Here is an 11,903-nt window from a genome sequence, read left to right as displayed (position 1 = left end):
TGCCCCGCACCATTACTTGAAGAAGACGCCGAGTTTGCCGTACTCGGCGTAACGCTCGACGAGCCAGGCGTGGAATTCGCGGTAGTGCGCGTCGCGCTGGTCGCCCCCTTCGTGGTCGGCGCTATAGCTCAGATAGAGCTGACGCCGCCAGCGGTCGCTCTGGTTCGGCGCCGAACGGTGCGGCGTGAAGGCGCCGAACAGGGCGATGTCCCCCGGCTGCAGGTCCAAGCGGACCCCGCGCGACAGATCGACCGCCGACTCGGGCAGGTCGTGGTACATGCCGTCCTTCGGCGACAAGTATCCCTGACGATGATAACCCGGGAAGACTTCGGTGGCGCCGTTGTCGTCGTCAGCCGGATCGATGGCGATCAACACCGTGATGAATGACTCGGGGAAGTTTGCCCAGCCAATGTAGTCCTGGTGCATGTTGTAGCCCAGGGTTCCCGGCGGCTTGAAGATCAGCTTGTCTTTGAACAAGTGCGCCGGCGAGCCATAGATCGCTTGCAACGGGCGCAAGACGCGCGGATCGCGGGCGAACCGCTCGCAGACGGGGCTGATGTCGATGACCGGATCGAAGCACTCGAAGGTGCATTCGCCGGTCGCGACGTGATCTTTCCAGCGGCAGCGGATGTTGTCCTTGTCGACCAGATCCTGCCGCCACCAGAGGGCGCTGGCTTCGGCCTCGAGCGCGGCCATTTCATCCGCGGAGAACACGTTCCGCAAAATCAAAAAGCCGTCTTCCCGATAGCGCGCCAATTGTTCGTTGCTGAGCGGGGTGGGCGTTTCCAAAGTCGATGACACGGCGTCACTCGCAAGTGCTTGATACGACCAATCATACGAACGTGAGAATATCGTAAACCACTTTGGACGCAAGGGAAACCAGTCTAGGCCTGGTAATGCTAAGCCCTTGCTGGATTGTGTCTTTGGATTGTCGCGCCAGCACAGGCAGCAAGCGCCGAGCGGACGGTATTTACGGCAGAGCCGGAGGTTAAACCGTGGTGGCGGTGTGGGCTGTAGGGGGCAGCACACAACAGGCGTTTGTCAATTTGATGAACGGCAGAATGTTTCCGTTGCCCGACCCATCGAAGCGCGACGATGAACACAAGCGTTCGTGGTCACCAATAGGTTCGCGCGCACCACGGAAGGGACTAATGATGAAGCGTTTGGGACGTGGAAGCCTGTTCGGATTGTGCGGTTGGCTCTGTCTGTGTGGGGTTCCGCTCGAGGTTCGCGCCGAGCGCATTTTGCCCGTGTCGGCCAATGGGCCGGCCATGCCTGTCCCGCCATCCGACGTTCCAGCGTTCGCCGTTGAAGAGGCCAACACGCCCGCCGTGCGCCCTCAAGTGGTCAAGCTTGTCCAGGCCCCTGGCACACCCTCTCCGGCGACGCCGGCCCCCGCGACGCCAGCGCCCGCCACCCCGCGAGTTCCGACGCTACCGGACGTTGATATTACCGCCCAACCGCCGGCGCCGGGCAACTATGCCAACGCCGATCGGATGAACATCCCTTCGATATTACAAGGGACAGTCTTCGCCAGCCCTCCGGTGCGCGGGTACAACGCGCAAAGTTCGACGGTCGGCACGTTCATGGACGTGCCCCAGATGACGTTCCCGGGCTCGATCAACACGATTACCGGTGACGTGATCCGGGATCAGAATGTGTTGTACATGGATGACGTGATCCGCAACATTCCGAGCGCGGTCAAGTCGTTTGGCGGCGACGGCGTGATTCGCTCCGACCAGTTCTTTGTCCGCGGCTTTGAAGTCACGTCGCAGAACTGGCGCAAGGACGGCTACCTTGACCCCACGTACATGCCGCGCGATCCGGCGAATATCGAGCGGATTGACGTGCTGAAGGGCCCCTCGTCGACGTTGTATGGCTCGGCGCAGCCCACGGGTACGTTTAACGTCGTCACCAAGAAGGCGCAGGTCGACCCGTTCGCGCGTGCTGGCTTTATGACGGGCAGCTATGGCCTGCAGCGCTATACGTTCGACGTCAACAACGGTTTGCGTCGTGACGGCTCGTTGTTGTTCCGCATCAACGGCGCGTACCAGAACGGCAACAGCAACGTAGCCACGGTGTTCAACGAACGCACGTTCATCGCTCCGACCGTCACGTGGCTGATCAGTGACGACACCAGCCTGACCTGGTCGGGTGAATATCAAAAAGACCGGTTCCGCATGTACCAAGGCGTGCCGGCCATCAACGGCGACCCATTTGCGATCTCGCGCAACACGTTTACCGGCGATCCGAATGGCGACGTTGCCGATTACACCAGCTACCGCACCACGCTGACGTTGGAACACCAAATCAACGATAACTGGACCGCCCGCGTTGGCGAGATGTCGCTCTGGTACAACACGCCGTCGGTGACGACGGTCCCGGACAACGGCACGCTAAATGGCGCCGGCCTCATCTCCAGTCCGATCATGGGGCGCGATCAGACGGTGGCCAATCCGTTCAACGAGCAGAACCACGACATTCTCGAAACCTTGGCCGGCGACGTGGAAGGTCCGGTGTTCCGCCACCGGGCGGTATTCGGCTCCGAGCAAGACTGGTTCATCACCAATCACGACACGTTTACTTCGACCTCGGGGACATTCGGCGCCGGCAGCTCATTTGGCGCGGCCAACTTCGCCAGTGGCAGTTCGTTTCCGTTGGGACCGGCAGCGCCATTCTCAGGCAGCAACGTGTTCGACAACCCGGCCTTTCGCCAGAACCGCTATGGCGTGTTTTTTCAGGACATCATCGACCTCACGCCGCGGTTGCACTTGCTCGTGGGCGGTCGCTTCGATTACCTGCAACAAACCTATTCGCGGAGCAACACGTTCAACATCAACGGCGTTGGTCCGGTTTTCGCCACTGGCGACATTTACACGCAAAACGCCTTTTATAACTATGCTCCTCGCGTGGGTATGACCTACGACCTGGTTCCCGACGAAACGTCGCTTTACTGGACCTATGCACGCTCGTTTACGCCCAGCGTAGGCGTGGCGAATCTGTCCTCCACGGTCCTCCTGCCGCAATACGGCGACATTTGGGAAGGTGGCGTCAAGCAAAGGCTGACCGATAACCTGATGATGACCACTTCGGGCTACTACATGCGCCAACAGAACGTGAATGTCGAGTCCGTAATTGGCGCCACGCCGGTCCTGTCGCAGGCCGGCTTGGAAACCAGCCAAGGTGTGGAAACCAACCTGACCGGGCAATTCACCCGCCGGCTAAGCACGATCAGCAACTTTGGCTACAATGACAGCCTGCTGTTCGGTGTAGCCCAAGCGGCGACCGGTTCGAGCACGCCCATCGATCAAACGCGCGTCCGTGGCGTGCCGCATTGGACTGGCAGCGTGTGGGCTCGCTACAACCTGCTGCAAAACCAGTACCGCACGGTCGGCCTGGCCGTGGGGACCATTTACGTCGGACAGCGCGTCGGCGACTATGCTTCGCCGCTCATCCTGCCATCGTATAACACCTGGCAAAGCGGCGTCTATTACAACCAAGGGCGGTGGAGTGGCGGCCTGGTGTGGGACAACATCTTCAATGTTAACTACGCCGTCAGCTCGATCAACCAGTACCAGGTGATCCAAGGTATGCCGTCGAATGTCCGTATCAGCCTGGGAGCGACGTTCTAATCGCGATCGCCGTGCCTCGTTTGGCATCGGCGCGTACCAAAGCGGCTTGGAACCAGCGAATGTGCGCCGCACAAGCAAAACGGCCTTATCATCGGCGTTGCCCCAGCGCTCTGCCGCCGGCCGATCGTTACTTGGTGACTTTCGATCGGGGCGGGGTGGCCAGGGAAGGTTGCGTCGAGGTCTTGCCCAAGAACTTGTTCAGCGGAATGTCGTAGTAGGCCGCATACTGTTGTTTCTGGCCGTCGACCGTCAGGGTAAGAATCCGAAACAGGGCACGATCGGCAAACTCCTTGCGGATTTGCACGTGTCCGACTCGCTTGCCATCGTTGGTCGGCTTCAACACGACGGGCGCTTTGACGTCGTACGCGCGGCCACCTTGGCTGTCGGTCTGCTTACTAAATGCAACCAGGTCGATCGAATAGATCGGCTTCAGCCGCCCATCGTCAACAAGCGTGAACGCGACGTTCAGCGTGTCGCTATCTGCAGCAACGACCTGGACGTCGTATTTCAGCTTCCATTCGTCCTTCGACGGGCCAAGCCCATTGTAGATCGCCCAACCGCGGCCGCACATCAGCGCCACCACCGCTACCACCAAGACACCCATCGCCAGGCGTGACCATCGATTGTTCATGACACGTTCATCCTTGAAGTATGTGGTAGCGTCGCGGCCAAGCCGGTCGTCGGCACGCCAGACGATGCCATTGCGAGGGGCCATTCAAGCCGCTCGAATCGATTGGGGCAAGATCAATCCGAGGGTTGGTGTCCAGCTATCAGCGTCACAACGCGGCATCGCTACCTTTGACAAGGCGTTGAAGTCGTCTCGGCTCAGCGCTGACCCCCCAAAGTAGTTTTTGTCGCCCAATCAGCACCTGTCGAGCGTCCCGATGGCGTTGAACCGGGCATGCAAATTGCTCAGAGCTTTCCGAGGGGCGTGTAAATTTTGAGGAATCGGGAGGCCCCTGATGGGGGAAGGTATGGTGGCGCAACGACTGTTAGTGGTGGATGATGATCGGGGCCAAATTGCCGCAGTCTCAAGCATTCTCTCCATGGCAGGCTACGACATCGACACGGCCGGTTCGGGGGACGTGGCCTTGAAGCTGGCTGCTCGCAAAACATTCGATCTGGCGATCCTCGACTATCAGATGCCAACGCTGAATGGCATCGATGTCTTCAAGAAAATGCACGAGTTGCAACCTAAAATGCACGGGATTCTGTTGACCGCGTATACCACGATCGACAAGGTTTTTCCCGCCATTGATTGCGGCCTGGACCATGTGGTTGCCAAGCCAGTCAATGCCGTCGAACTGGTGCGCGTGGTCCGCGAATTGGTCGGCCCGCCCGGCGCGAGCCCGGCCACTGACGACTAGGTCAACGACGTGCGGCCCGTCAAAGGCCAGCGACAAATGTCGGCCACTTCCAGGGCCAGATGGACGTTTCTTCTCGTCCTTCCCCGCTACTCGCGCTCGGGCGAAATCATTCCTGCCCAATAAAACAAACGCGGCCGCCGTGCCGTTTCGGCCTTGCGACCGGGGCATAATGTCGCGCGGCCTGACAGCACGGCGAACCGCTTTTTTGATGTTTCCTCAGGGGTGTATTGCGAAGGTGTGGTCCTCTTGGTTGCGTAGCGCCGGAGCGTTTTCCCCGCGCTTCGCGCTCCCATCATCAGTTGGTGATTCGACGCATTTCGCTCGATCTCACTGAGAACCAGATGATGCACCTTCCGTGCCGAATGCATGTGCGTTGGAGTGATAAAAGAATGCGCGCGTGGCATGCCTTTTGCCTTCTAGCAAACCGGGGCCTTGTGCTCGCGCACCCTGAGTCCTCAGTCATCGATTGAGAAGCGAAAGGAACCCGGATCATGCTAAGTTGGTCACTCACATTTCTGGTGATCGCGATTATTGCCGCCTTCTTCGGCTTTGCGGGGCTGGCCGGACTGGCCGCCGAGATTGCCAAAGTTCTATTCGTGCTGTTCTTGATCTTGTTCGTCCTGAGTCTGTTCGTGGGACGACGAGGTCCGATCGTCTAGGCGCGAACGTGCGGCCGCATACCCAGTTCCGGCCAGCGCGGGAACTGCATGATTTCGCAGTGACACCGTCGGGCTGGTGCCACGGCGTGGAACTTGGCGCCAGTCGCTGGGAAAAATGTTTGTTACGTGCGCCAGCCACGCGCATCGTTGAGGAATAGCAACAATGAACCGTCTTCTGTGTCTAAGTCGCACGCGGCTGGGACTGCTGCTCGCCATTGGTTGTTTAGCAACGATGTCGTGGATTGCCGGTGTGAACGAAGCCTGGTTCAGCGCCCGCGCCCAAGAATCCAATCGTCCCGGAGTCTCACTTACGGACGTACCCAAGGTCGAACCGGCGCCACGAGTGATGGCTGGCGGCCAGTCGACGGCGCTCAACGGCGCGTTGGGCCCAGAAGCGGCGCGAGCTCACTCGCGCATCGCCGCGACGTTGTGCAAGCGGCCGGGTGAGCATCCATTGAATCCGGTGCTACGTTGGGCGCGAGCGGAGCTGGCCGACATCAAGCAGATCAGGGACTACTCAGCCATTCTGGTGCGGCGCGAACTCGTCCATGGGCGATTACGCGAGTGTGAGCGAATTCAAATGAAAGTGCGACATGAGCCCTTCAGCGTCTACTTGCGTTTTCTGGCGCCGGTTGCCGTGAAAGGACAGGAGTGCCTCTACGTGGTGGGGCAGCACAACGGCAAGTTGCTGGCTCGACCGCCGGGATTGAAGGGATCGCTTTTGGGCGTGGTCGAACTCAAACCCACCAACCCGATCGCCCAAGCCTGCGGACATCCGATCACCGATGTCGGCATCCGGCGATTGATCGAGCAATTGATCGAAGTTGGCGAACAAGACCTGCGGCACGACGACTGCGCGGTTCGGTTAGTTTCCGGCGAAACGGTCAACGGGCGAGGTTGCGCTTGCCTGGAAATCACTCATCAATGGCGGCAGGATCACTTTACCTTTCACGTGGCCCGGATCTATATCGATCTGGAAACCAATTTGCCCATCCGCTACGAAAGCGACGGCTGGCCCGCCACGGCCAGCGGCACGCGACCACGAATCGATGACTATACCTACGAGCGGCTGACGACCAATCTGGGGCTGACCGACGACGACTTCAGCACGTCGAACCAGGCATATGGCTTCCGTAAATGGCGTGATTCGGAATAACACGCCAACTATCCGGCCTCAACGCGCCCGCTCGCTCGGCTTGCCGACCAGCAGATTGTTTTTCAACGCCACCACTGCCGCGACGGCCAGCACGGCCGCTTGCGCTTTCTGCTTCATGTAGTAGCTCGGCACCAACCCCTCTAGGGTGACGATCCCGCTGCTGACCGAAACGTCAAGTTTGCGGAAATAGGTGTAGCCTGTCTGGCTAAGCGAGCAGTGAATGATTTGCTTGAGCATTTCGTCGCGGGTTTGAGCCAAAGTGACTTCGCCGTCGAACGACTGAGTGGCGTTGCAAAGAGGGATCATTTCAAATGCCAGGGGCTTGAGTGTCTCGAGGAAACAAAGCAGTTTTGTCTGCCGTGGATAAAGCCAGGGGCAAACGACCGGCATCGCTGGCGGAGCAAGCCAGCGACACCATCAACGGCGACGTGCATCACCGCACGACCCCCGCGGCGCAGACTCTTGGTGTCGTAAGTCTTTGGAGTGATGTGCCGCCTGGTTGGCCGAGACCGTCCTAGGCCGTGGTAGCTACCGCCAGTTCCTCTGGCGCGTGCTGTTCGCGGCGGTCTTGAATCTCTTTACGATCGATGCGCACCGAGCGGGGAGCGGTCAAGCCGATGCGAACCCGTTCGCGGCCTGAGCCTAATACGGTGATGACAATCGAACCGTCAATCACAATCTCCTCACCGATCCTGCGAGATAGCACTAACATCGCGGCTCCTCCGAGATCAATTCCCCAGCCGAATCCAAAAGGCCCCGGGTCGTTAGCCAAATCGCTATCGACCATCGTTGCGGTCCACGCAACATTGCCCGGCGGAACATGCATGTTATGTGCCAAAGCGAATCATCGCCTGGTGTCGGCTGGGCTTGCATCGAGATTCGCCACAAAATGTCCAAGATTCCTCGGCGAGAAAGTCATTGCGACGCAATTGTGAGAATTTAGTAATGCCTTGTTTAACGATGGCGACGCTGCGAAATGGGAATCCATGTTGGTCGTCGTTCGACCAATGCGCGTCGCCATTTGGCGTCACTGTCGCGTTGGATGATCGCCGGCGGGGATGCACGAGAGCAACTGCTCCAGGGTGTCGATGCTCGTTGGCTTGACCAAGTGATAATCAAAGCCGGCGGCCTGGGTCTTGCGGCGATCGTCGTCCTGGCCATATCCCGTCAGGGCAACGATCACCAGTCCTTTCAGTTCCGTCATTTGCCGCAGTCGGCGGGCGACTTCATAACCGTCCATGCCTGGCATGGCGATGTCCAAGAAGACGATGTCAGGCCGGGTCGCGCGAATGGCCTCGATGGCCGTCGGCCCGTCGACAAAGACTTCGACTTCCTGGTTAGCCGCCTTGAGCATCATGGCCAGCGTCTTGGCCGAAGCCGAAATATCATCCACCACCACGATGCGATGCGATGGGACGCCGCCGCTGGCGGCAGGGGGGGCGCTTTCTTGATGGCTGGTCGCAGGCACCGGCTGTTCGAGGACGGGCAGGCGGACAATGAACTCACTGCCGCAACCGGGGCCGTCGCTCTGGGCTTCGACGCTGCCCCCTTGGATTTCGACCAGCGTCTTGGCCAGCGTCAGCCCAATGCCCAAGCCGCCGAACGCGCGATCGAGCGTTTGATCGACCTGGGTGAACATCTCGAACACTTTCGCCAGCATTTCGGGCGGAATCCCCGGCCCGTTGTCCCGAATGCGGATGACAGCTAGCTCCCCTTCGCGCTGGGCCGAGACCCAAATCGAGCCGTTACGCCCCGTATATTTCGCGGCGTTGTGGAGGATATTGCCACACGCCTGCAGCAGCCGGGCGACGTCGCCATTGATGTACAATGGCTGTTCCGGCAAGGAGACCGTCAGTTGATGGCCGCATTGGTTGATCAAGGGTCGGGCCGCTTCGAGCGCGCCGTTGACAATATTGGCCACGTCAACCGGCTGCAAGCGAAGCTGGATTTTGCCGCGGGTAATGCGGGAAACGTCCAGCAGATCGTCGACCAGGCGCACCATCTGGCGCGTCTGGCGCTCGATCATGGTGCGGAGCATTTCCATCTGGCCATGGTCATGCTCGACCCGCGGCCAGAGTTCCAGCGCGTTGCTGATGGGCGCTAGCGGATTGCGGAGCTCGTGGGCCAGGATCGCCAAGAATTGATCCTTGCGGCGATCAGCTTCCTTGAGCGCTTCCTCGGCATGGGACCGCTCGGACACTTCGACCTGCAGCGCGGCGTTGGCGCGGGCCAATTCGGTCGTCCGCTGCGCCACGCGAGCTTCCAATTCGACGTGCAGCTTGCGCAGTTCTTCTTCTGCCCGCTTGCGATCGGCGATCTCGCGTTCCAGTTCCTGGGGGCTGCGCAAGGCGAGGATTTTGGGAGTTGTCGGGATCAGCGCGATCACCGTGGCCCACGACACCAAGGCGGTGATCAGCTTAATTACTCCCGCCAGCCGATAGGCCGGCCACCAGAAGATGATTGCTTCCATCAAATGAGTTGTGCCGCAGCAGAGAATGAACGCGATGAACAGATAAAAGATCGAGCGAAATGGCAGATCGCGGCGGCGAATGGCAAAGTAGGCCAAAACGCAGGGAATGGTGACATAGGCTGCCCAGACTCCCAGATCGGAAATGATATGGAGCCAGCCATGGCCGCTGGTCCAGGCGCCGCAATGCCAGCGCGCTGGAAAATCGGAGGTATCGAACAGCCGAGATAAAAACTCGAACACGACTACGCCCCTTCGATCGCCGCCAGTTCGTGCCAGCAGATCATGTGAAAGTGTTGAGTGAACTCACTTGCGCAACTGGCGCATGTCGACCGTGGATTTTTCCCGAGAGTGACATTGCGCAGTGGTAATGCCATCGTGGGTTTCGTGGCAGTTACCAACAAATCAATCGCGACGAGCAATTCACGGTGGTTGTAGCACTGCGACAAATCGTCCCAGCGTCGTCAAAGTTATCCTGCGCTTAGCAGTCGCCATTATTACACCTCGCGCCACGAAGGGGATTAGTTTGGCGCAATCTTTGCACCCCTTCATGGCTCGCGACCCCGGGAATGCGTAAACTATAGGCGACCGGGACGCAACGGTCACCCAAGCGGGTCCACGAACAAGGCGGGTTGCTTGGCGCCAACTTCCATCAACTTGGGAGGGGTATATGCCCAATGTCATGGTCATTGATGACGACCGTTCGGTCGTCCATCTGGTGCGCGAGGCATTTCGCGACACCGATATTAACGTCAAAACCGCCGCCTCCGCGGCCGAAGGCTTGGCGCTGTTTGAAAAGGATCCGATCGACGTCGTGTTACTCGACGTCGTGCTGCCCAATGAGTCGGGCTTGGAAACCTTTCAAAAGATACACGCCTTCGACGCCAAGCTGCCGATCATCTTCATCACCGCCAGCGGCTCGAGCGACACGGCGATCGAAGCGATGAAGATGGGGGCGCACGATTACATCCCCAAGCCGCTTGATCTGAACAAACTGCGCGCGCAAGTCGAGCAGGCGCTCGATAGCCGGCGATTGATGCAGGTTCCCGTCGGCCTGCCCAACGGCGAGATGGAAGACGACGGTTCCGAGCGGCTTGTCGGCCGCAGCCCGGCCATGCTCGACGTCTATAAGGCTGTCGGGCGCGTCGCCTCGCAAGACGTGACGGTGTTGATCTTGGGGGAAAGCGGCACCGGCAAGGAGTTGATCGCCCGGGCCATCTATCATCACAGCCAGCGCGCCACGGGGCCATTCCTGGCCGTCAATTGCGCCGCGCTGACTGAGACATTGTTGGAAAGCGAGTTGTTCGGCCACGAGAAAGGGGCCTTCACTGGCGCCGACCGTCGGCGCATTGGCAAGTTCGAACAGTGCCACGGCGGCACCATTTTCCTGGACGAAGTCGGCGATATGTCGCCAATGGTCCAGGCCAAGGTGCTGCGCGTCTTGCAGCAACACGATTTTGAACGCGTGGGGGGCAACGAAACCATCAACAGCGATGTGCGAATCATCGCCGCCACGAATCGCTCGCTGGACCAACTGGTGGGCGAGGAAAAATTCCGCGCTGATTTGTTCTATCGATTGAATGACTTTTCGATCACGTTGCCTCCGCTGCGCGAGCGGGAGGCCGATCTGGTGATGCTGTTGGAGCATTTTCTCGAGCGCTTCGCGCGCCAAATGGGGAAGGACGTGCATGGTTTCTCCGCCGAAGCGCTGGAACTGCTGACGCACTACGCCTGGCCCGGCAACGTCCGCGAGTTGCAAAACGTGCTGCGCAAGGCGCTGTTGCAGACCACGGGCCCCGTGATCATGCCCGACGCGCTCCCCAGTGAGCTGCGTGGCTCGCCAAAGCCCGTCAGCGGCGCGGCGGCAAGTGAGTCTCCCAACCGCGACCTGGCCGCTTTCTTGGACGAACGCCTGCGCGCCAACTCGCATCAATTGTTCGCCGAGACGCAAGCGATGATGGAGGCGTATTTGATCACGCGCGTCTTGTCGATTACACACGGCAACCAGTCGAAGGCGGCGCAGATGTTGGGCATCACCCGCGGCAGCTTGCGCAACAAGATTCACGCCCTGGGCATTTCCATCGATCACGTCGTGCAAATCGAGGACGCGGTCGCGGTGAACGGCGCGGCCGTCTAGACAGTCGCGCTTACGAGAAGGCGTCTGCGGACGACACCGCTAGGTCGCCGAGGCCGAAAGTGGGAAGGCTCTCAAGGCCGCGCACAGACGATCGACTTCTTGGCGGAGCAGTTCGATGTCGGTCGTCGCGTCGGCCAGACGGTCCTGATCGGCCAATTCCTCCACGCGGAGCGCCACCTCGCGCACGCAATGGCCATCGAACGTGGCCGACAAGCCTGCCAGACTGTGTGCCGCGCGCCCCACGTCGGCCGCGTTGCCCACGGCCTTTGCGTCGTCGATGCGCGTTAGCAGCACCGGCGAATCTTCACAGAAAAACGCGATCAACTCGGCCATGAGTCGCGTGTTGTCATTCACGCGCCGGAGCGCATTCTTCATATCGAAGAGCAAGGGTTCTGGCCCTCGTGGCACGGCGGCTTGCGCCGGCGCACGTTCTTGCTGATTTGCCTGTTGCGGCGTCATTACTAGAGCCTGTTATTGACTTAAAT

The 11,903-nt window shown here is 59.7% G+C and carries 11 protein-coding genes; 5 read left to right on the top strand and 6 right to left on the bottom strand.

Translation table 11 applies throughout. The features are described from left to right. Positions 1-12 precede the first annotated feature (12 nt). Positions 13-801, bottom strand: coding sequence for a phytanoyl-CoA dioxygenase family protein (locus JSS27_04440; GenBank protein MBS0208183.1), 789 nt, complete (start codon positions 799-801; stop codon positions 13-15). A 353-nt stretch (positions 802-1,154) separates the two neighbouring features. On the opposite strand from JSS27_04440, the gene JSS27_04435 reads away from it, so the two are divergent. Continuing rightward, positions 1,155-3,632 (top strand): TonB-dependent receptor, encoded by a 2,478-nt coding sequence (locus tag JSS27_04435; protein ID MBS0208182.1) that lies wholly within the window; start codon positions 1,155-1,157, stop codon positions 3,630-3,632. A gap of 127 nt (positions 3,633-3,759) precedes the next feature. Here JSS27_04435 and JSS27_04430 read toward each other — a convergent pair whose 3' ends face one another. Continuing rightward, the gene (locus JSS27_04430; protein MBS0208181.1) at positions 3,760-4,347 is read right to left on the bottom strand and encodes a hypothetical protein; all 588 of its coding nucleotides are present in this window, start codon (positions 4,345-4,347) and stop codon (positions 3,760-3,762) included. A gap of 247 nt (positions 4,348-4,594) precedes the next feature. On the opposite strand from JSS27_04430, the gene JSS27_04425 reads away from it, so the two are divergent. The 3 genes from JSS27_04425 to JSS27_04415 all read left to right on the top strand — a co-directional run bounded on the left by JSS27_04425 (position 4,595) and on the right by JSS27_04415 (position 6,814). Beyond that, a complete protein-coding gene (locus JSS27_04425; protein MBS0208180.1) occupies positions 4,595-4,999 on the top strand; it encodes a response regulator in 405 nt (134 codons plus the stop codon). A gap of 491 nt (positions 5,000-5,490) precedes the next feature. Further along, a complete protein-coding gene (locus JSS27_04420) occupies positions 5,491-5,658 on the top strand; it encodes a DUF1328 domain-containing protein (GenBank protein MBS0208179.1) in 168 nt (55 codons plus the stop codon). A 163-nt stretch (positions 5,659-5,821) separates the two neighbouring features. Further along, positions 5,822-6,814 carry a DUF1571 domain-containing protein gene (locus tag JSS27_04415; protein ID MBS0208178.1) on the top strand — a complete coding sequence of 331 codons (993 nt, stop codon included), beginning with the start codon at positions 5,822-5,824 and terminating at the stop codon, positions 6,812-6,814. Positions 6,815-6,832: 18 nt separating this feature from the next. On the opposite strand, the gene JSS27_04410 is transcribed toward JSS27_04415, so the two are convergent. The 3 genes from JSS27_04410 to JSS27_04400 all read right to left on the bottom strand — a co-directional run bounded on the left by JSS27_04410 (position 6,833) and on the right by JSS27_04400 (position 9,524). Further along, positions 6,833-7,120, bottom strand: coding sequence for a BON domain-containing protein (locus tag JSS27_04410; GenBank protein MBS0208177.1), 288 nt, complete (start codon positions 7,118-7,120; stop codon positions 6,833-6,835). Positions 7,121-7,328: 208 nt separating this feature from the next. Then, positions 7,329-7,526: a carbon storage regulator gene (locus JSS27_04405; protein MBS0208176.1), complete on the bottom strand. Its 198-nt coding sequence runs from the start codon at positions 7,524-7,526 to the stop codon at positions 7,329-7,331. Between the two features lie 315 nt (positions 7,527-7,841). Then, positions 7,842-9,524, bottom strand: a complete 1,683-nt coding sequence (locus JSS27_04400; protein MBS0208175.1) for a response regulator — start codon at positions 9,522-9,524, stop codon at positions 7,842-7,844. A gap of 427 nt (positions 9,525-9,951) precedes the next feature. On the opposite strand from JSS27_04400, the gene JSS27_04395 reads away from it, so the two are divergent. Further along, positions 9,952-11,418 carry a sigma-54-dependent Fis family transcriptional regulator gene (locus tag JSS27_04395; protein MBS0208174.1) on the top strand — a complete coding sequence of 489 codons (1,467 nt, stop codon included), beginning with the start codon at positions 9,952-9,954 and terminating at the stop codon, positions 11,416-11,418. A gap of 39 nt (positions 11,419-11,457) precedes the next feature. On the opposite strand, the gene JSS27_04390 is transcribed toward JSS27_04395, so the two are convergent. Further along, the gene (locus JSS27_04390) at positions 11,458-11,793 is read right to left on the bottom strand and encodes an Hpt domain-containing protein (protein ID MBS0208173.1); all 336 of its coding nucleotides are present in this window, start codon (positions 11,791-11,793) and stop codon (positions 11,458-11,460) included. Positions 11,794-11,903 lie beyond the last annotated feature (110 nt).

This window comes from Planctomycetota bacterium, assembly GCA_018242585.1.
In the GTDB taxonomy this organism is placed as follows: domain Bacteria; phylum Planctomycetota; class Planctomycetia; order Pirellulales; family PNKZ01; genus JAFEBQ01.
Note: the sequence above shows the minus strand (reverse complement) of the source record. Positions and strands in the feature narration are given on the sequence as shown.